The sequence below is a fragment of the Sphingomonas sp. Leaf25 genome, assembly GCF_001421635.1.
GTDB lineage: Bacteria > Pseudomonadota > Alphaproteobacteria > Sphingomonadales > Sphingomonadaceae > Sphingomonas.
On the sequence record NZ_LMKU01000029.1, the window covers coordinates 49,290 to 69,347 of the forward strand.

Annotated in this window: 14 protein-coding genes and 1 pseudogene; 8 read left to right on the forward strand and 7 right to left on the reverse strand. The window is 66.0% G+C overall.

Going from position 1 to position 20,058, the window contains the following annotated elements; genetic code table 11:
• Positions 1-45 precede the first annotated feature (45 nt).
• Complete coding sequence (locus ASE78_RS11885; RefSeq protein WP_056497442.1) at positions 46-1,188, reverse strand: aminotransferase class V-fold PLP-dependent enzyme; 1,143 nt, start codon at positions 1,186-1,188, stop codon at positions 46-48.
• 82 nt (positions 1,189-1,270) lie between these two features.
• Between ASE78_RS11885 and dndB the strand changes: the two genes are divergently transcribed.
• The 6 genes from dndB to ASE78_RS18370 all read left to right on the forward strand — a co-directional run bounded on the left by dndB (position 1,271) and on the right by ASE78_RS18370 (position 8,041).
• Positions 1,271-2,341 (forward strand): DNA sulfur modification protein DndB, encoded by a 1,071-nt coding sequence (gene dndB, locus ASE78_RS11890; RefSeq protein WP_082467190.1) that lies wholly within the window; start codon positions 1,271-1,273, stop codon positions 2,339-2,341.
• Entirely contained in the window at positions 2,331-3,848 is a 1,518-nt protein-coding gene (gene dndC, locus ASE78_RS11895; protein ID WP_056497447.1) for a DNA phosphorothioation system sulfurtransferase DndC, read from the forward strand. Before dndB ends, dndC begins: the two co-directional genes overlap by 11 nt.
• Positions 3,845-5,827 carry a DNA sulfur modification protein DndD gene (dndD, locus tag ASE78_RS11900; RefSeq protein ID WP_056497450.1) on the forward strand — a complete coding sequence of 661 codons (1,983 nt, stop codon included), beginning with the start codon at positions 3,845-3,847 and terminating at the stop codon, positions 5,825-5,827. Before dndC ends, dndD begins: the two co-directional genes overlap by 4 nt.
• On the forward strand, positions 5,817-6,191 hold the full coding sequence (gene dndE, locus ASE78_RS11905; protein ID WP_056497453.1) for a DNA sulfur modification protein DndE: 375 nt from the start codon (positions 5,817-5,819) through the stop codon (positions 6,189-6,191). The genes dndD and dndE overlap by 11 nt, the downstream gene beginning before the upstream one ends.
• Before the next feature lie 2 nt (positions 6,192-6,193).
• Positions 6,194-7,621 (forward strand): DNA phosphorothioation-associated putative methyltransferase, encoded by a 1,428-nt coding sequence (locus ASE78_RS11910; protein ID WP_082467191.1) that lies wholly within the window; start codon positions 6,194-6,196, stop codon positions 7,619-7,621.
• Between the two features lie 66 nt (positions 7,622-7,687).
• Positions 7,688-8,041: a DUF2958 domain-containing protein gene (locus tag ASE78_RS18370; protein ID WP_082467192.1), complete on the forward strand. Its 354-nt coding sequence runs from the start codon at positions 7,688-7,690 to the stop codon at positions 8,039-8,041.
• 748 nt (positions 8,042-8,789) lie between these two features.
• Here the strand turns inward: ASE78_RS18370 and ASE78_RS11920 are convergent.
• The gene (locus ASE78_RS11920) at positions 8,790-9,437 is read right to left on the reverse strand and encodes a hypothetical protein (RefSeq protein ID WP_056497461.1); all 648 of its coding nucleotides are present in this window, start codon (positions 9,435-9,437) and stop codon (positions 8,790-8,792) included.
• 233 nt (positions 9,438-9,670) lie between these two features.
• Here ASE78_RS11920 and ASE78_RS11925 point away from each other — a divergent pair, with 233 nt between their 5' ends.
• Positions 9,671-12,031 carry a DEAD/DEAH box helicase gene (locus ASE78_RS11925; protein ID WP_056497464.1) on the forward strand — a complete coding sequence of 787 codons (2,361 nt, stop codon included), beginning with the start codon at positions 9,671-9,673 and terminating at the stop codon, positions 12,029-12,031.
• Positions 12,028-13,341, forward strand: coding sequence for a hypothetical protein (locus tag ASE78_RS11930; protein ID WP_056497468.1), 1,314 nt, complete (start codon positions 12,028-12,030; stop codon positions 13,339-13,341). Before ASE78_RS11925 ends, ASE78_RS11930 begins: the two co-directional genes overlap by 4 nt.
• 200 nt (positions 13,342-13,541) lie before the next feature.
• Here the strand turns inward: ASE78_RS11930 and ASE78_RS11935 are convergent, their stop codons facing one another.
• The 5 genes and pseudogenes from ASE78_RS11935 to ASE78_RS11955 form a co-directional block, all read right to left on the reverse strand.
• Entirely contained in the window at positions 13,542-14,039 is a 498-nt protein-coding gene (locus ASE78_RS11935) for a hypothetical protein (RefSeq protein WP_056497471.1), read from the reverse strand.
• A gap of 98 nt (positions 14,040-14,137) precedes the next feature.
• Positions 14,138-15,103 (reverse strand): HNH endonuclease, encoded by a 966-nt coding sequence (locus ASE78_RS11940; RefSeq protein ID WP_056497474.1) that lies wholly within the window; start codon positions 15,101-15,103, stop codon positions 14,138-14,140.
• Between the two features lie 4 nt (positions 15,104-15,107).
• On the reverse strand, positions 15,108-16,793 hold the full coding sequence (locus ASE78_RS11945) for a hypothetical protein (protein WP_156351493.1): 1,686 nt from the start codon (positions 16,791-16,793) through the stop codon (positions 15,108-15,110).
• Between the two features lie 281 nt (positions 16,794-17,074).
• Positions 17,075-18,685 carry a recombinase family protein gene (locus tag ASE78_RS11950; RefSeq protein WP_056497479.1) on the reverse strand — a complete coding sequence of 537 codons (1,611 nt, stop codon included), beginning with the start codon at positions 18,683-18,685 and terminating at the stop codon, positions 17,075-17,077.
• A 430-nt stretch (positions 18,686-19,115) separates the two neighbouring features.
• A pseudogene (locus ASE78_RS11955) lies at positions 19,116-19,760 on the reverse strand (magnesium chelatase domain-containing protein); the annotation flags it as partial.
• Between the last annotated feature and the right edge of the window lie 298 nt (positions 19,761-20,058).

A 20,058-nucleotide genomic window follows, 5' to 3' on the forward strand; every position in this document is an offset into this window, starting at 1 on the left:
CCAGGAACGCGTTCGGAGCCGGAAGAAGATGCCGAGAGGTCGTCGTCAGGACAGCATCCGAACGACGCCCGCGATGTCGTGCCACGGCGGATCAGCCACGTCGTGCGACCAGGAGATCCTGATCGTTCCCCTCAGCACCTCGTCGTCCACGCCCATCGCCTCGAGCACGTGGGAAGGCTTGTAGCTCGCCGACGTGCAGGCGGAACCGTTGGACACCGCCGCGACGCCGCGCAGCGCGACCATCAGCGCTTCGGAATCGATGCCGGGAAACGCCACCGAGAGGATGTGCGGCAGCGTGCGCCCGCCTTCCCCGTGGAACACGCCGCCCAGCGAGCCAAGCGCATCCAGCGCGTCCGACCGGATCACCGCGCAGCGCTCGCCGCGCGCCGCGCCCTCCGCCTCGGCCAGTGCGCTGGCGAGTCCAAGGCCGGCGACGAGCGGCACCGGGACGGTCCCCGGCCGCAGACCCCGCTCCTGCCCGCCCCCGAACATGATCGGCGCGATCGGGGGACGACCGTCGCCACGGCGAGCCACGAGCGCGCCCACGCCTTTAGGTGCATAGATCTTGTGGCCGCTCACGCTGATCAGATCGATGCGCGGGTAACGCAGGTCCTCGTTCAGCCGACCGAAGGTCTGCGCCGCGTCGACGTGAAAGGCCGGCTCGGCGCGAAGGCCGTCGGCGATCGCGACGATCGGCTGGACGGCGCCGGTCTCGTTGTTCGCGTGCATCACCGACACCAGCAGCGTGTCCTCCCGAACCGCTGCCAAGACGTCGTCGGCCGACACGTGGCCGCGCCGGTCCGGCGCCACGCGGGTCACCTCGTAGCCGTCGCGCTCCAAAGCCGCTATCGGCCCCTCGACGGCGCTGTGCTCGATCGCTGTGGTGACGATGTGGCGCGCAGCGCCCTTGTTCGCGCGCGCCAGGCCCAGGATGGCCAGGTTCGAAGCCTCGGTCGCGCCGCTGGTGAACACCACCTCCTCGGGTGACGCCGCCAGCGCGCGGGCGACCAGCTCCCTCGCCTTCGACACCTCCCGCGCCGCATGCACGCCCATCTCGTGGGTGCGGCTACCGGCGTTGGCGAAGTCGTCGCGCATCAGCCGCAACACCAGCTCGGCGACGCGCTCGTCCACCGGGGTCGTCGCGGCGAAGTCTAGATAGGCTACGTCATTTCCGGAATAATTTGCCAAACTACGTCTCTTCGATTGACGCAGTGCGTCTCTATAGACATAGCCTATCACGCGTTCGTCGAGGCGTGAAGCGGGGATAGCGATGCAGACTGCCGGAAGCTACGTCTTTCCCGCCGTGCGAGGGATTCAGGCAGGGCGAGAATACTACGTCTCCATGTGTCCTCTGCGGATGCTGGTGATGCTCTTCCAGTTCGACGACATCGAGCCGCCGGAGCTGCGCGCGCAGCGCCAGCTCAACCGCGGGCGCGTGCCCGAGATCGCCCGCTACATCGTCGACCACGCCGACTCATACGTGTTCTCCGCCATCACCGCGTCGATCGACGCCGACGTGCGGTTCGAGGCCACCGGGGCCAGCGACGTGGGCACCCTGCACATCCCGCTGTCGGCGCGCTTCATCATCAACGACGGCCAGCACCGCCGGGCCGCAATCGAGCAGGCGCTGCGCCAGCGTCCATCCCTAGCGGACGAGACGATCGCCGTCGTCTTCTTCCACGACCGCTCGCTCGCACGCTGCCAACAGATGTTCGCGGACCTCAACCGCTACTCCATCCGGCCGTCCTCCTCGCTGAACGTCCTCTACGACCACCGCGACGAGAAGGCCGGTCTGGCGCGCGCCGTAATCGAACGTATTCCGGAGCTGAAGGAGCTGGTCGACATGGAGCGGTCGAGCTTGTCCAAGGGCTCGAAGAAGCTGTTCACGCTGAGCGCGCTGCACACGGCGACCAAGCAGCTGCTGTCGGCCGCGCCCGAGGTCGATCGGCTCGAGACGTCGGTCGCTTTCTGGCGCGACCTCTACTCCCGCTTCCCGGCCTGGGAGGAGGTCCGCGCTGGCAGGGTGTCCGCCGGGCGGATCCGGTCCGAGTGCATCCACACGCACGGCGTCGCCCTTCACGCTCTGGGCCGGGTCGGGAGCTGCCTCGTCCACAACGGCGGCGGCACTCTCGGCGATGGACTCGCCGGCATCGAGGCACTCGACTGGCGCCGCGACGCTCCCGGTTGGGAGGGCAGAGCGACCACCGGCGGCAATCTCGCCAAGAACTCCCAGAACGTCATCCTGACGGGCAATCTAATCAAGACGGCGATCGGCCTCGAACTCTCCCCGGAGGAGCAGCGGCTCGAAGACGCCTTCAACAGGAGCCAGAATGTCGACTGACCCAGCGTCCCGGCGGGCCGCCTCGGCCTTCGCGGACGGCTTCAAGGCCGCCATCGCGCGAATGATGGAGGAGATCGTCGAGCTCTATCGGGCTGACGAAATTCCGTGGATCATCGGATACAGCGGCGGCAAGGACTCGACGGCGACGCTGCAGGCCGTGTGGCTGGCATTGTCCTCCCTGCCAAAGGATCAGCTGCACAAGCCGGTCCACGTCATCTCGACCGACACGCTCGTGGAGAACCCGGTCGTCGCGGCATGGGTGTCGCGCTCGCTCGACCTGATCGGCCAGCGCGCGAAGGCGGCCGGTCTGCCAATCACGTCGCATCGGCTGACTCCCGATCCCATCAACACCTTCTGGGTCAACCTGATCGGCCGCGGCTACCCGGCGCCGCGCCCGAAGTTTCGGTGGTGCACCGAGCGGCTTAAGATCGATCCGTCCAACCGCTTCATCGGCGAGGTCACCCGCGCGAATGGCGAAAGCATCGTCGTGCTTGGGATGCGCAAGGCCGAGTCCGGCGCGCGAACGAAGGTGATGGAGCGGCTAGAGGGGCAGCGCCTGCGCGACGGCCTCAGTCCCAACGCGTCGCTGCCCAACTCCTACGTCTACACCCCGATCGAGACCTGGACCAACGACGACGTCTGGCTCTTCCTCATGCAGGTCCAGAACCCTTGGGGCTTCGACAACCGAGACCTGCTCACGATGTATCAAGGCGCGTCCGCCGACGGCGAGTGCCCGCTGGTAATCGACGCGTCCACGCCATCATGCGGCGACAGCCGCTTCGGCTGCTGGGTCTGCACGCTCGTCGACAAGGACAAGTCGATGCAGGCGATGATCCAGAACGACCAGGAGAAGGAGTGGATGACGCCGCTCCTCGCGCTGCGCGACGAGCTCGACGTGCGGAGCGAGGAGACCGGCAAGCGCGACGATCGCCACCTTCGCGACTTCCGCCGGATGAACGGCTCGGTTCAGCTTCACAACGACCGCCTGATCCATGGACCCTACACGCAGGACGCCCGCTCGATGTGGCTGCGCCGCGTGCTCGAGGCGCAGACGAACATCCGCCGCGAGGGACCGCCTGAGATGGCCGAGATGGAGCTTCTCACCCCGGAGGAGCTGCACGAAATCAGGCGGCTGTGGGTGTTCGAGAAGCACGAGACCGAAGACCTGCTGCCCGGCATCTACGAGACCGCCACCGGCAAGGCGTATGACGGACCGCCGATCGCTGACGACCTCACGACCGCCGCCGAGGACACGCAGCTACTGAAGGAGATGCTTGCGGACGACGCTCTGTTCGCCCTCACTCGCGAGCTGCTTGACGTCGAACGCAGGCACCGCACGATGACACGCCGCGCCGGTCTCTTCCGCGCGCTGGAGAATTCGCTGCGGCGCGGCGTCTTCCTCGACGCCGAGGAGGCGACGACGTCCGCACTCGAGCGCCGCGCGGCGTTTTCGCGCGACGATGGTCCCGCCGCACCGGAACTCCCGCTCTCGGAGATCGGCGCTTGATCATCGACGAACTCACGGTCCACGACTTCGGCGTCTACGCGGGGCGTCAGACGGCAGTGCTGACCCCCCACTCCCAGGACCGCCCCATCATCCTGTTCGGCGGGCTGAACGGCGCAGGCAAGACCACGCTTCTGGACGCCCTGCAGCTCGGTCTCTTCGGCACGGCGGCCGCCGTCTCGAACCGGTCGGGCGGTTCCTACGACGACTATCTCCGTCGCTCCATCCACCGACGCGCTCCAGCGCCGGAGGCCGCGATCGAGGTGGCCTTCCGACACGTCTCGGAAGGTCGCGAGCGCTCGGTCCGCCTGCACCGCTCCTGGTCGGTGCGCGGCGAGCGCGTGCGCGAACGCTTCGAGGTGCTCCGCGACGGAAAGCCCGACGCGCTGGCGGCGGAGCACTGGGCCGAACTGGTCGAGGAAATCCTGCCGGCGCGGATCGCCGAGCTCTTCCTCTTCGACGGCGAAAAGATCGAAGCCTACGCCGATCTCGAGGGCGCGTCGCGCCTGATCCGCACCGCGATCGAGAACCTCCTCGGCCTCGACGTCATCGAGCAGCTCGCCACCGACCTCTTGCTGCTCGAACGGCGGAAGCGGACCGAAAACAGGACGGACCCAGCACCCGACAAGGGTGCGGACATCGCAGCAAGGCTCGAGACGGTGGACGGCGAGCGCAAGGCGCTCATCCAGCGCCGGGCGGCTGCGGTGAACGAGATCGAACGACTGGAAGCAACACTTCGGGATCGGGAGGAAGCCTATCGCCGCGAAGGCGGTGGCATGGCCGATCAGCGCCTTGGCCTCGAAGCCGCGCTCAAGGAGGCGTCCCATCAGACTGAAGAGCTGAGGCACGACCTGCGCGAGATCGCCGCGGGCGTGCTTCCGCTCGCGCTCACGCGCCCGCTCCTGGATCGCGTTCAGCGCCGCTGGCGCGAGCAGGACAGCCGGTGGCGCAAGGCAACCGCGCACGCGCTGCTCGTGGAGGAGCGTGCGATGTTCAGGGAAATGCTGAACGAGCCCGGCATCGACGGTTCCGTCCGGCTGCGTCTCCTGGCCGCTCTCGATGCCCGCGACGATGACGCCGCGACCGCGAGCGAGCCCACGGCCGAGGTTCCGACCGTCGCCAACGACCAGCTCGCACACCTGCTGGCTGGACAACTGGACGACGTGCGCGAACGCGCCGCGGCCGCCGCAGGCGCGCTGAAGGCGGCTCGCACGCGTCTGGCCGACGTCAAGGGCGCGATCGACTCCATCCCGGCCGAGGAGCGACTGGCCCCGTTTGCCGCCGACCTCGAGCAGGCGCGGCGCGCACTCGCCGACGCGCGCGTCGAGCAGGAGGCGCGAGCTGAGGCGGTGGCCCGGTTCGATCGCGAGGTGGCGGACCTGAAGGCCGCGGCCCAGAACGCGCATGACGCGATGATGAGCGCAAAGTTCGCGACCGAGGATCTCCAGAAGATGCTGTCGCAGTCCGTCCGGGTCCGCGAGAGCCTCGTCGGCTTCCGCAAGGCGGTGCTGGAAAAGCACGCGTCCCGGATCGAGGCCGCGATACTCCAGAGCTTTCACGAACTCGCGCGAAAGCGCACGCTCATCGCGGGCGTCCGCATCGATCCGGCGAACTTCTCGCTCGAACTCGTCGGCCGGCGCGGCGACCGCGTCACGCCCGAACGTCTTTCGGCGGGCGAGCGGCAGATCCTGGCCGTCGCGGTCCTGTGGGGGCTGGCGCGGGCCTCGGGACGACCACTGCCCACCGTCATCGACACGCCTCTCGGCCGTCTCGACTCGGCGCATCGCGGCAGTCTCATCAGCCGCTACTTCCCACATGTCAGCCACCAGACCATCCTCCTGTCCACGGACGAGGAGATCGCCGGACGGACGCTCGCGGCGCTGCGTCCGTCAATCGGGCGAAGTTACCGCCTGGTCCACGACGAGGCGGCGGACGCGACCAGAATCGAAGACGGAGAGCTGGAGACCGCCAATGAGCATTGAGCAGGTGACCGTCTCGAAGCAGGCGCGCGAGCAGCTGATCCGGCTCAAACGCCGGACCGGCATCGAACACTGGAACGTCCTGTGCCGCTGGGCGCTTTGTCGATCGCTCGCCGAGCCGAGCGTTCCGCCGGCGACGCGCCATCCCGCCGACAGCAACGTCGAGATGACGTGGAGGGTCTTCGGCGGAAAGCACGCCGATCTCTACCTTGCGCTCCTGGAGGAGCGCTGCCTCGTCGACGGGATGACGCCCGATCCCGCCACCGTGGCGCAGCAGTTCCGGCTCCACCTTCACCGGGGCATCTCGTATCTGGCCGCAGACCGCAGCATCAGCGACATCGACGCCCTGACGGCGCTGGCCGCCTAGCGATGATCGATCCGCCGCAACGCCATCGGAGCGCGATGCGGCGGACGAGCCTCTCCCGTCCGATCAGAACCGCCATCGCGGACGGGCTGATCGGGCCGGAGAGGACGCTCCTCGACTACGGCTGCGGACTGGGTGGCGACGTCCGCGGGCTGCGCGATGCTGGGATCGACGCCGTCGGCTGGGATCCGGTCCACGCGCCCACCATCAGCCGGGCGCCCGCGGCGATCGTCAACCTAGGCTACGTGATCAACGTCATCGAGAACGTCGAGGAGCGGTGCCAGACTCTGCGCGACGCATACGGGTTCGCGCGGGAGCTGCTGATCGTCTCCGCCCGCCTCACCGACGAGGCGCCAGCCGGCGGTGGTCCGCGCCTTGCCGACGGCGTGATCACGCGGATCGGCACGTTCCAGAAGTTCTTCGAGCAGCAGGAGCTTCGGTCCTGGATCGACGCCACACTGTCAGTGAAGTCGATCGCCGCGGCACCGGGGATCTTCTACGTCTTCGCCGACGAGCGGACCCGCGCGTCCCATCTCGCCGCGCGGCAGCTGCGCACCCGCGAGTTCCGGGCCGCCCTTCGCCCCATGCCAGACAGGTCGGAGCTCGAGCCCCTGGTCGCCTTCATCGCGACGCACGGCCGCGCGCCGAACCTGACCGAACTGCCCGGACTAAACGCGATCAATCGCGCCGCCGGCGGCGCGGCCCGCGCGGCCATGCTCGCCTTCGAACACGCTGGCGACATCGACCCCGTCCGAGCGGCGCGATCGGAGGACCTGCTCGTCATGCTTGCTCTCGCCCGCTTTGACGGCCGCCCCAACGCCTCGGCCATGCCTGCCGTGGTTCTCACCGACGCGAAGGCCTTCTTCGGCAGCTATGCGGCCGCCTGCGCCGAGGCTGACGCCGAACTCGTCTCTCTGGGGAAGCCTGGCGTGATCGGGGACGAGTGCAGGCAGGCGCCGTTCGGTAAGCTGATGCCGACCGCGCTCTACGCCGCGCTCGAAGCCGTCGCGTCTTTGCCCCGCAGGCTTCGCCTCCTCGAAGGGTGCGCCCGCGGCTACGTCGGCGCGGTGCCGGACGCCAACGTGGTGAAGCTCGGCATCGACGAGCCAACGGTGACCTACCTCTGCTACGAACCGCTCGACGGCGTCGCCCACCCCGCCCTCCTGTCGTCGGTCAAGGTCCACCTTCGGGAGCTGACCGTCAGGTCGCGCAGGTTCGGCGGCCGGGCGAACCCGCCCGTCCTCCACCGCAAGGAACTGATGCTGCCGCAAGACCACCCGCGCCGCGCGACCTACGCCAGACTGACCGCGGCGGAGGAGCGTCACGGGCTCTATGACGAACCGTCGGCGATCGGCACCAGAAAGGGTTGGGAAGAAGCGATGGCCCGCGCCGGCGTCGAGATCAGGGGTCACCGGTTGCTCGTCCAGAAGTGACGCGCGCGCCGGCCATGCGCTGAGAGAACAAGGCACGTCTTCAGATCAAGCGATCTGGAGGAAACGATGAAGGACTACTTCAGCGACGAGGAACTGGCACTGCTCGTCGAGAACGGACGCAGATCCGCAGCCGAGCCCGACTTCGATCCGGTTCCGGTCGCCAGGCTGTTCGTGCCGGACGGTGCCGCGTCATGGCTTTTGACGGAAATCGATCCATCGGATCTCGATCTCGCCTACGGCCTGTGCGACGCCGGCATCGGCCTCCCGGAGGAAGGCTACTTCAGGCTCACCGCGCTGGCACGGCCGACCGGCGTCCTTGGCGCCGCCGCCGAGCGCGACCTGCGCTGGCGAGCCCCGCCCGGATTGACGCTCTCCACCTTTGCGCGTCTTGCGGCCGCAGCAGGGCGCATAATTGTCTGAAGGCCGGCGTCGACCAGCAGTTCGCCGATCAGCTCGACGCGGGCCATCGCGAACTCTCCGCCGACCGACCAGCCGCGCGAGGCTATGCCGACGAGAAGGCTCTGCTCCAATGCGTGCGCCGCTTCCGCCGTCATCATGGGCGACGCCGAAAAGGGAACCCAGCGCAACCCCAGCGTCGACGGGAAGCCCCAGTTCAGCTCTGCGGTCCGCCGGCGCAGATCGCCGCTGCGGCCGATTTTGAACAGATCGCGACCCTCGGCAGTGCCGGCGGCAAGCGTCGTCGCGCCGCCTTCCAGCCGAAGGGCGTATACCAGGCTGGGGTCGGCTGTGCGATCGACGCGGAACGCCCCCTCCGACGGCACCGGACCTCGTGACGGAGCCGCCCTCCACTCCAAGAGCGCTTCGGCTTCGACCGACGCTGCTCTCAGCCTGTCGAGCCGGCCTTCGAACTGCCCGATGACCGAGACGGCCTCGCGGCCCAGGCGGACGAGCCGAGCGGGCTCGACCAGCGCGCGGCGGATCGCCAGCACCTTCAGCGCCACCGCGCGAGGGCACCGGGTCCACGGGGAACTAGGACGGCCGCCCTGGAGAACGGCACGCGACAGCAGGTCAGCCAGCGTCACCACCGCGAAGGACGGCCTGTCGGGATCGATCCCGTCGGACGACACGGCGATGCGAAGCGCCATAACCAGCTCTTCGCGCGTCCAGACGGCTCCACGCTCCGACGGCGGATCGGGCACCCCCTCGATCACGGACGGCCGGCCAGAACCTTCGGCACGAACGAAGTGGCGCTCGCCTGCGCCTGCATCATGGGCGACATCCAGCCAAGCACCGTCAGCAGATCCTCATGCAACCCGCGCAGGTCGAGATCGAGCAGCGGCTCGTGATGGCCTATCGCATTGCGCAGCTTCAGCAGCCCGTCGATCGTCTGGGCGATAGAACGAAACGGAAGGCGCCGATGACCGGGGAAGACCTGACTAGCATGGTGGCGCCAAATCAGATCGAAGTAGCGGGGCCTCAGGATCGCCACCCAAGCTCCGAAGGTGATCTCCGCGACGACGTCGGCGTGACCGTCGCGGCCCTTGGCTTCGGCGTGCTTGGAGGCTTCGTCCAGCGCGGCGATGGTCACCTGGCTCGCCTGCGCGAGAAATTTGGGCGCATGCCACCAGTGGGTGCCGAACTCGACCGTCAGCGCCTTGTCGATGCGGTTACGGATCGCGACTTCGACAAGTTCGAGGGGCCGGTGGAAGGCGGCGCCCACGTTGTTGTTCCACGCGTGCAGTCGCACCGCGCGCGTCTGATCGCCCAAGGCGAACTTGAGAAAGGGCGCCATGTAGGGCACGCCGAGCTCCTGCTCGAAATCGGCGAACGTCAGCGGTTGCAATTTCGTCGCCATCGTAATACATACCTATCCGTGTGCCGGACATGGCCCCTGACGCCTTGAGCGTCATACCACTCCGGACGAAGACCCCACGTAGGCAATCGCCTTCGTGGGGTTTTTCCGTTCTGGGCCTGAGTCGTCAGGTCGGGTCACGCTGTTACGCCGACCGAGGGCAACGAACAACCCTAATAATTCCATAATTCCGGAATGCCTTGTAAGTTCCATTTTTGTGGAATAGATAAGGTTCCATGGCCCGCTACACCGTCTCCCACCCCCTGGTGCGTCAGCTGATCAGCGACATGCTGATCCCCGGCTTTCTAGAAACCGGCAACACAGCCGCTCTCACGCGCGCGCTAAACGACGCGCTGCGGGGTGCGGACGGCACCGTGCACGTCAACCGCGTTCACGCCCTTCTGTCTGAAGACGTGGCGCGCGGGGTTAATCAGAGCACAGTCGATCTGCTCAGCTCGATCTTCGCCAACAATCCGTGGGCATCGCGCGTTGATGAGGGCGCTCTTTCGGAATTTCGGAATCGCGCCGCGCCACATCTGCAGGCTGGACTGGAGCTTCCAGCTGTCGCCGACCTGCTTGGCGTCCCCGTCGCCGTCCTCGCGCGCGCCGTAAGGGGCGCCACGCCACTCGTGGCCACCGCTCCGACCGCGCCCGATGGTCCTGACTGGAGCTTTCAGGACGTGGCGGTCGAGCGCTGCATGGCCGCGTTCCGGAAGAGCGAGACGATCAACGTCGGTCTCGTGCTGCCCACCGGCGCCGGCAAGACGCGGACCGCGCTGCGCATCGTCCTGGAGCGCTTAGCGGCGGCTCTGTCGTCTGACGCGCGGGCGATCTGGGTCACGCACCGCCACAATCTGAAGGCGCAGGCGTTCCGGGAGCTCGGAAAGCTGGTCGACCAGTCGCCGCCCGGCCTGCCCGCAAACGCGCAGGTCCTGGCCGAGCGCATCGACTTCGCGATGCTAAGCGAGGTGCCCGCCCTGATGGAGCGGCGCACGCCGACGTCGATGGTGATCGTCGACGAGGCGCACCATGCGGCCGCGCCAAGCTACCGCCCGGTCTTCGATAAGAAGTCGCCCTACCCGGTCCTCCTTCTCACCGCGACGCCGGTGCGGATGGACGAGAAGCCGATCTTCATCGACGAGATCGCCTTCACCGTCACCTATCGCGAGCTCGCGGAGCGTCGCGCCATCATCGTGCCGGTGTTCGAGCCTCTCAAGGTCGCTTCTCTTGACTTGGGCGACCCCGACATCATCGACCAGATCGCGCACAAGGTCGTCGATGAGACGGCCTCGCGCTTCCGCAAGACGATGGTGATCGCCTCGCGCGTCGAGCACGTCGAGGCGATCCATGCGCGCATCGCCAGGCTGCTGGACGAGCGCGACGGACATCCCGTCGGCCCTGCCGACGTCGGGTTCATCCACGGCAAGGCGAATTCGCACGACCTAGGCCAGGAAGCCCTCCTCGCGCTCTTCGCCGAGAAGCCTCACGCCATCCTTGTTTCGGCACAGATGCTCCTTGAAGGCTTCGACGATCCGGCGATCGACTCCGTCGTCATCACCTATCGGACGGAGAGCATCGTCACGCTGATGCAGGCGGCTGGACGCTGTGTCCGGCATGCGCCCGGCAAACGGAAGGCGTGGGTCGTCCAGGTCGACAACCCCGCCCTCGCCTACCGGTTCGATCAGCGCTGGCTCTACGAGGACATCAGTGACCGCCCCCGCCCGGCCCTGCTCGATCTCGACTACTCCACTCGCGAGGAACTGGTGTCCGGCATCGAAGCGCTGCTGGCGGAGCACAACGTCGCACCCGAGAACGTTCGTCGCGTGAGAAACGCCCTGGCGGACGTGGAGCTCGACGACGAGCCGCGTCTGATGCTCTACGGCCTCCCCTACTTCGGCAAGGCGTCGAAGTTCGACGAGGCCCCGTGGGGCGCATTCCTCGAGACGAAGTCTAACACCCGCCTCTTCCGCGCTCTCTTCAACAGATACTGCGAAACCAACCGCGAGCGGGCTGACGCCCGCGAGTTCGTCGATTCCTATGGTCCGACCGTCGGTCTGGAGGCCGGCGCAAATCGTCTTCGCCGCGAACTGATCGAGGTCATGGGAGCCCTCGGCTTCGCGCTGGACGAGACCGACGATCGCCCCGGCGCCGCGCTAGGCAACCGCGACTACCACAAGCACGCCGCAACCACGTTCCTGCGCTACGCGATCTCGCACTACCGCAACCGCGTGCCTCGGGCTCTGGAGGCGTTTCTGGCGGACTGTCACAACGGCGCCAGCATCGCCGCCTTCTACGCCGAGGACCCAGCCTGGGCCGCGTTGGCGATGAAGGTCCCGATGCCGATCGGCGGCTTCGAGGCGCGACTGCTCTCCGGCGATGACGCTACGATCTTCGTGGAATGGTTGGACACCCTCGCCGACGCTCTGCGCGCGGTCGAGCCCGCGCGCCAGCTGTCGCGGATCACCGTTCTCCGATCCGAGATACCCTCGCCGCCCCTGCCCCCGCTGCACCTCGACCGCACCGAGGGAATGATCGCGGAAGCGGGGCGCAGAAAGCTCACCCTAGACCTGAAGAACTTGCAGGAGCAGCCATCATGACCAAGGCAACCGACCCCGCCTATCTCCATCCCGCCGAGGACATCGAGCTCGGAAAGATGTTCGTGGATCCGAACAATCCGCGCATCACGCCGGACGAGCCGCCCGGCTACGGCAGCGCCGATCAGCTCTTCGATCCGGCCAAGCAGGAGGCGCTGATCGCGCGCACCTACGAAGTCTACAAGGCGGAGACACTGGAATCGTCGATCATCGACCAGGGCTGGGTGCCGGTCGATCCGATCCTCGTGTGGAAGGATCCGAAGACCGAACGCTACGTGGTCGTGGAAGGCAACACCCGCACTTCGGTCCTCAAGACGGTTCGCAAGAACCTGGCGAAGGAGGAGGAGAAGCTCGAGAAGCTGCGCCGCGGTCAGGGCGGGGGCTTCCCCGCGCCCGAGCTCAGCCGGCAGGAGCAGCGGGTCGAGAAGATCAAGAGCCTCATCGCGAGCACGGAGAAGATCAAGGCGTTCCCGGTCAAGGCCGCCAACGCTGCCGAGCTGAACCAGATCCTCCCGCGCCTGCACGGCGCGCGACACGTCGCCCCTGCCAAGCAATGGGGCCCTCACGCCGTCGGTCTATACATCATGTCGCTCTACCTCGAGCGGTTCCACGCGCAGTTTCCGAAGGAGGAGCTGCGGATCGACGAGGGCATCCTGACGCAGATCGCCGACATCATTCCGCTCAAGAAGGACGAGATCCGCCGCAAGATCCAGGCATCTTCCGCGTTCGGGCGCTTCCGCGCGAACTACGATGACCGCGTCCAAACCGCCGGGAACTCGTTCGTGTCCGGCGATCAATACTACATAGAGCAGATACTCGACCACCAGGTGTCGAGGAACGCCTTCGAATTCGGCAGCAATGACCTCTATCTCAGCGAGAAGGGCGAGGAGGCACTGTTCCAGTGGGCCTTCAGCAAGCCGCGGAATCGAAAGAAGACCGAGGACGACGACGATCCCAACGTCTTCCAGAAGGCCGAGGACATGCGGGTTTGGCAGCGCATTGCCAACTACGACGCGAAGAACTCCACCACAAACTTCGCCGGACGCCTCAACGTCGAGGAACCGAGCGACGCCACCCCGGTCCGCGATTTGCTTGCGGAAATGACCCTGCACCGCGGCAAGAGCAAGCCGATCAAGACTCTTACCGACCTTCTCGAGACGATGAAGGAGTTCAAGGCCGGATCGCTCGTCGACCAGGCAGCGCACATCCGCCCTCTGCTCAAGGAAGTCGAGAGGCAGGCCCAACGCTTCATCACGATGCTAGACGCCGCCACGCATGACGAGGACGAGGATGAAGCGAGCGACGTCGAGTAACCGCCCTAGGGGCCGGCCGAGACCGGCCCCGACATCGGTCGAGGCTCTGCCCAGAGCAGTCGATGGCCTCGTCACCTCGGAGAACCAAACCGCCATCCCGTCCGGTCGCAGCCAGGCGAAACGTCCGCCAGTCGAATTCCAGAGTGACGCTTTCGACGTCGGCGAAGCAGCCCCCGCCAACAAGGGCGCGACTGAGCCGTTCAGGCCGTCATCACGTCTCGGCCGCCTGCTTCGGAGAGCCCGTAGGCGGCATGGAACAGGATGCACCAGCCGATCTCGCTGAGCACGCCGAGCATGCCGCCGTAATGCTCCTCGGCCTGGGCCGGCGCGTAGTGGCCAACCGAATCAGAGAAGTCGACGCCGTGCGCCTCGAGATCGCGCGCAAGTTCGAGAGCGTCCGACAACGTCACTTCGTGACCGAAGATGTGGGCGAAGTCGTTCCTGAAGTCGTTGAACCTGTCGTAGGCGGCCTGATCGCTCGCCGATATCAGCCCCTGCTTGTGCAGCAGCTCGGTCTTGCCGGGAAAGGAAAGCCTGTAGATCTTGTCGTCGGTCTGGAACGTGGTGATCATCTCTATCAGAAGTGCTTCAAGCGCCAAGTGAACCTTCATGACGAGGGCGATGACATCCGGATCGTTCCCGAGGATCTGTCCCGAGATTATGTCTTCGAGCTCGACCTGACGACTGGGTCTGCGCATTGCTAACTCCCAAAAATGCGGGTGAGGGTCGGGGCGGCGAACGTGCCCGGCCTATTCACGGTTCGCGCCGAACTCGCCGGTCGGGGCGCTGGCCGCAATCACCGTCTCTCACCCCAGAGCGTCGCGACCACAGAGGCGGCATGCAGCCGATCAGCGGCCACCAGATCGTGCTCCTGGCACACGACCGTCAGGTTCATGGGGTTCGGCGATCCGCGCCAGTCGATCAGCGAGACGAACATCTCCGCGGTGTCCGCAGTGTTGTCGCAACCGGCGGGGTGCTGGCACCGCCGCCGAAGCGCCATGGTCCGAATTGTCCAGAAGGGATGCGGCAGTTCGTGTATCTCGTGTGAACCGACCTTGAAGCCCGGAATCTGCGAAGGCACGTGACTCGCCTCGTAGAGGGACACCTTCGAGCTCTTGTATTTGTTGCACCAGCCGCAGGCGAGCCGAAGATTGTCCTTTCCATGCCCATGGTAGGCGACAGGGACGACGTGCTCGATCTCTATGCTCACGTCCCTTTCGCGCAAGCGCGGACGAAACACGTCCACGAGCCTGGGCAGGGTGATTTCGTCGCGCATCTTCTTGCCGATCAGCGCGTCCTGAGCCTCCTGCGAGAACGCGAAGCCGCAGATGTAGCATCTGGGAGGCGATCGCTCTCCCAGCAGCTGGACCTTGGTGCCCTTGTCGGCACGGTCCCGCTTCACGTCCGCGCGCAGCCGCTCGACATCGGCGAACAGGTGATCGGTGATCTTCTCGGTCAGCATCCGCTGGCGCGTGACGTCCACCGATGGATAGAGGCGAATGATCCGCTCGAGCACTACTGCGAAGACGTCCAGACGCTGCAGCGCAGCGTTCCTGCTGAATGCGAGCGGGCTAACAAGGCCCTCCAAGAACCATCGCAGCCAAAGCCGATACTGGTCGCCGCGCAGGATCGACTGCTGGTCGCCAAGGATCGCGTCAGGGAACGCGCGACCGGACATGGCCGTGACCATCCCATAGTCCCAGCTGCTAGCGACGCCGATCGGCGATTCGGTTATGAAGAAGATGTCGTCGTCGATGGCCAATCGACTAAGCCCTCATGATCTTGGAGAAGTCAGCGGGCGGGGGCGGCGCTCCGCCCTGCTGCCGATGATTGGCCCAGAGCTTCGACCACTGTCTACGCGTCCCGACCGAATCCTTCTTCACGCCGGACAGCTGCCAGTCCCGCGCGAAGTATTTCGGCGAAGTGTATTCGAGCCATTCGTCGACCAGTCCGGGAACCTCCTCCTTGGACCGCAGCTTCGTCTTCTGCTCCCGCAGGTAGGAGAAGAAGTCCGCCGTCAGGATGTGAAGCATCGGCTTGTTGAAGATGTTTGAGTTCCGAGGGTCGCCCCAGAAGTTAGAGGTATCGGGATTGTCCGATGCGAGCCGAAGACGGACCTGTCCCCAGAACGCCTTGAAGACGTCGATCCAAGGACCGCCCAGATCTCCCCAGTAAGCCTCGGGCGAAGCATACTCCTGCGTCTTCCAGTCCGCGACGATCTCCGATCCCGCGAGATGGTGCTTCTGCCAGGTGAGGGCGTGATCCGTCGTCTCGTGATAGAAGCGGCCACCTCGCAGATCGCGGAAGATGTCGCTGAGCGAACCCAGCACGTTCCATTGCAGCTTCGAGCTGTCGTCCGCTCCGAAGCCTCTGGCGATCAGGCCGGCGAACGGACTGTCCTCCGCGCGCGACAGCATCGACACGACGCGCGCGCCTTCCAGCGGAATCTTGGCATCCTCCAGCCGCGCCGCGATCGTCGAGAGTTCGTCCTCCACGAGGCTCGTCGAAATGATGGTGCCCAGCAGCGCCTTGGGAACCGGCGTCGCCTTCTGGTTGACCAGCACATACTGGAAGACGTGCTCGGCAGGCGAATCATCCATCAGAAGCGACACCGGCAGATGCCGCGCCAGCTGACCCGACACCGTGGCCACCGCCGCGGCCGGGGTTGCTCCCTCCACGATCAGATCCCCGCCCTGGACGCTGCGGTTCGCCTGATCCTCGGCAGCGAGGACCGCGCCGCGAAGCCTGTGCTGTCCGTCGACGAGGATCACGGGTCGCAGATAAGAGGTCAGCATCTCGCGTGAGAAGCCGGCAAGCTCGTCAGGGCGTTCTGCGCCGAGCTTCTGCGCGATCTCCTCGCGGGCACGAAGGTGATCCCAGAAGTCGGTGATCTGCGACTCGTCGAACAATGCGTCCTCGGCCGGCTCGGACACCCCGGCCTCGTCGCTCACGACATCCTCCTGGGCCTCCTCCCCTTCCCCGTCGCCCACGTCGGTGTTGATCTCGCCCTCCAGCTCCAGGATCAGCTCCGTCGGGACCTGCCGCCCGACAAGCGCCGGCGCTCGACTTTCGAGATACGTGCGTGCTGCTCGCAACAGATCCTCCAACGACATCGCGCCGAAGTCGTCGAGATCGATGCGGACCGATCCCACGCGCGCGTTTCCCTCCGATGGCTCGTAGGTCACCTTCACGCCTCCAGCCTGCCTGATCGCGCAGAGCAAGGGATTCTGGATCACGTTGTGCGGCTCGGCGAAAAATCTCCGAAGCGCCGCCTCCCGCGCCGGCGAGACGGTGCGCTGAAATCCGGACGTCTCCGTCCCGGACAGACTGAGGCGCTGCGGAATGCCGATCCATCCATCGATCTCGGTTGCTGAGGCGGAGAACAGAAGGATGCTCTTGCCATCGCTGGACTGTTCCACAGCCACGCAAGGATATTCGAACGACTGGGCCAATCTCCGCTCCCTCCACTCCACTCCACTTGCACCGGGATATGATGAGGGCGCATTCGCGCCAACTTCTTTGTCGCGATCACATCACAAATGGTTCGATCAATCGTCGTTCACAGCGACTTTTCGAGAGGATCGAGAGACCACATAAGGACATCAAATCTCGGAAATGAAGCGTCTCCGGCGACTCCTCAACGCACGGGTCCGAGCTGCCATGCCAAGCCTGCGTGCCGCCACGTGTCGGGCGTCCGGTTTCGATGAAGACAGCTGGACGGATGCGCCCTGCCTCAACCGAAAAATCGGGGATCGTAGCGATAATAGAATTCTGCATCCGGCCCCTTGCCGGAAACGCACTCGATCGTTGCGCCTAGCCCCCCCTTCGTGGTCACCTCGGCCAAGTTGGCTGCTGGACCGAAACGCATCGAGCCGATCAGACCATGCACGGCTTCCATCACCCGCGAACGCGCTTCGAACCTCAGATCCTCATCATGTGCGACCATCTGATCGAAGAGGTCGACGATGCGCTTCTGGTGCTCAGCCGGCGACACGACCCCTCGGGCGGCCAGGATGCGCTTCTTCAACGTCGCCAACGCGGCCTCGAGTCCGTCCGCCTCAGCCGAAAGCCGCTGCCACGCCGCCTTCGCCTCCGGACGGGTCGTTTCCAGGAACAGGTCCATAGCGACCTCCGCCTTGCGCTTCGCGGCTTCGCGCCGTCGAACGCTCTCAGCGCGTTCGACCTCCAGCGCCCTCACCTCCTGCTGAGACGTGAAGTGCTCGTCCCCCATGGCCTGCGCCAGAACCGCGTTCAGGAGCGCGGTCTCCCACGCGCGGTAGTTGTAGTGGTGGCCGTTGGCACAGCCCCGCCCACGCTGATAGCTGTCGCACACAAGATAGTCCTCGTTGACGATCGCGCCATCGGCCCGGACCCGTTCGCCCTTTCCACGAAACGTCATCTTCGCCCCGCAGGCGGCGCACTTCGCCACTCCCGAGAGAATGTTCACAAGGCGACGTCCGCGCCCGGCAACGCGCCTCGACCGTGCGCGCATGCTTTGCCGGGCGCGCGCATGGAGGTCCGCGTCGATGGCCGGGGGATAATAGCCGGCGATCGGGTCGCCGACGAGCTCCCGCGGCGTGCCCCGGGCCTTCCTCCCTGGCTGCATCTCACCGAGCACGGTTGCGCTTTCCAGAATCTTCTGAATGTAGGACGAGTGCCAGCCGCTCGCGAGGCCGAAGGTCGCGACTCCCTCCAGATTCAGACGACGCGCGATGCTGTGCTTGCCGTAGCCGGCGACTGTCTCCTCGAAGATCCTGCGGACGATTGCCGCCCGTTCCTCGATCAACGCGAACCGGGGAGGATCGCCGACGACCTCGACCCAGGCGGGCGCCCGGCGCGTCAGGACGAGCGGCTCTCCCCGCAGCAGCCTGTCCCGCTTCCTCTCCCACGCCGCAGCCAGTCGATCCGACTTCTTCTTGGACTCCTCGTGCGAAAGCTGCGCGCCGACGACCACTTCGAAGATGCTGGACATCTCGAACCCGCCGCGCCGGAACTGCCGGTCGCGATCCGCGAGCGCGACTACGACACCCATCTCCGTCACGTCGATCATCCACCTGAAGACGGTGACCGGCTCCTCGCGCGACAGCCGATCAATCTTCTCGGCGATCACCACGATCCCCGCAGGAAATGCGCCCCCTGCCACTTCGGCTATGAACTGACCGAGCTTGCCCGAGGCGCTCACGTTCTTGCCGCTGAACCCCGACACGCCCTCGTCGATGATGGTTCTTACGACCCTCAGATTCCTACTGGCGGCATAGTGCCTGCACACGTCCAGCTGCCGCGCCCGGCTCGAGCCGTGGGATTGTTCGGCGCTCGACCAGCGCACGTATATTACCGCGTCCATCGTGTCTCATCGAAAACTGGAATGTCAGGGTGTCGAGATTTGGACTCAATTATCGATTAACGACGCCGTCAACGAGGTGACACGCACTCGACCGGTTCATGGGTGTCGCCCGAGCCCTCGGCCGACTGCACCGCCGACCAACATGCCGTGGTCGCGCCCTAACGGTTGTCCGGCAGACATGAGGTGGCTACCTCATCATCCCCGGCGCCTGTGCCAGTCACGGATCAGCTGTCGATGCCTTCACGCTCGTTTCGTCCAGGATAGCGCTAGCTACCGGCAACTCAAAGAACGACCTGCGCAATCCGACGTCCAGCCGCACAAGCCGCCGCTCCAACCAAAGCTCGGCTGTGATCGTGAAGTGAGTTTTTCCAAGCCTCGTCAATCTCGTCATCAGCTCCGCACCTTGCCGCTTTATCAGCGGTGTAGCCCTACCTATCATCAGCAGATTGTGGCCGCCGGCGGCGGCGATCTCCAGCGCGCGCTTGGCGACTTCCTGCCCCTTTACCTGGGCAAGATCATTGCCGACCGGCATATCCTCCGCATGACCGGCGACCGGACCGGCGAGCAGTTGTTCGCCCTTCAGATGATTCAGCAACGCCAGCAGGTCGGGCGCGGCGGCGATGGTCGTGCCGGCCCATGCCGCGTCGGACCCTTGCGCGGCGGGGCAGATCAGCGACAGTCCCTCGCCCGCCGCCAGCATCGCCGCCAGCAGCACGCCGGGCGAAGCGGCGATGCGGCCGTCGAGCCCCAGTTCGCCGACGACCAGATAGTCGGCCAGCGCCTCGGCATCGACCACGCCCATCGCCGCCAGCAGGCCGAGCGCGATCGGCAGGTCGTAGTGCGACCCTTCCTTGGGCAGATCGGCGGGCGAGAGGTTGACGGTGATCCGCTTGGGCGGGAGGGCAAGGCCGATCGCGGCGATCGCGGCGCGGACCCGTTCGCGGCTCTCGCCGACCGCCTTGTCGGCCAGCCCGACGACGACGAAGGCGGGGATGCCGGGCGAAAGTTGCACCTGCACCTCGACCCGGCGCGCCTCCAGCCCGAGATACGCCGCCGTCGATACGATCGCGACCAAAAGCCAGCCCCCTGCCCTGTTGCCCCATCTGTGGACTTAAGCGGTGTTCGATGGGGCGTCGAGCCGGGTTTTCGCATCCGGTTTCGCATCCGGTACAGTGCTTGAACGGAAGGGCTGCCTGTCTTCGTCACCCCGGACTTGTTCCGGGGTCCACCCGGCCGCGCAGGTTGTCGATAGTGCATCGAGCGGCGTCGATCGCCGCGCCGTGGACCCCGGAACAAGTCCGGGGTGACAATGTGGCTGTGCATTTCGATCAGCATCGAGGATTCACAGATTTGGGGCGGGCGTAACGTTCCCT

What these genes read in the sequence shown, in the direction of transcription:
- ASE78_RS11925 (WP_056497464.1), top strand. Translation starts at nt 9,671, where the DNA reads ATGGCCCGCTACACCGTCTCCCACCCCCTGGTGCGTCAGCTGATCAGC.
- ASE78_RS11935 (WP_056497471.1), bottom strand. Translation starts at nt 14,039, where the DNA reads ATGCGCAGACCCAGTCGTCAGGTCGAGCTCGAAGACATAATCTCGGGA.
- ASE78_RS11930 (WP_056497468.1), top strand. Translation starts at nt 12,028, where the DNA reads ATGACCAAGGCAACCGACCCCGCCTATCTCCATCCCGCCGAGGACATC.
- ASE78_RS18370 (WP_082467192.1), top strand. Translation starts at nt 7,688, where the DNA reads ATGAAGGACTACTTCAGCGACGAGGAACTGGCACTGCTCGTCGAGAAC.
- ASE78_RS11950 (WP_056497479.1), bottom strand. Translation starts at nt 18,685, where the DNA reads ATGGACGCGGTAATATACGTGCGCTGGTCGAGCGCCGAACAATCCCAC.
- dndE (WP_056497453.1), top strand. Translation starts at nt 5,817, where the DNA reads ATGAGCATTGAGCAGGTGACCGTCTCGAAGCAGGCGCGCGAGCAGCTG.
- dndC (WP_056497447.1), top strand. Translation starts at nt 2,331, where the DNA reads ATGTCGACTGACCCAGCGTCCCGGCGGGCCGCCTCGGCCTTCGCGGAC.
- ASE78_RS11910 (WP_082467191.1), top strand. Translation starts at nt 6,194, where the DNA reads ATGATCGATCCGCCGCAACGCCATCGGAGCGCGATGCGGCGGACGAGC.
- dndB (WP_082467190.1), top strand. Translation starts at nt 1,271, where the DNA reads ATGCAGACTGCCGGAAGCTACGTCTTTCCCGCCGTGCGAGGGATTCAG.
- ASE78_RS11920 (WP_056497461.1), bottom strand. Translation starts at nt 9,437, where the DNA reads ATGGCGACGAAATTGCAACCGCTGACGTTCGCCGATTTCGAGCAGGAG.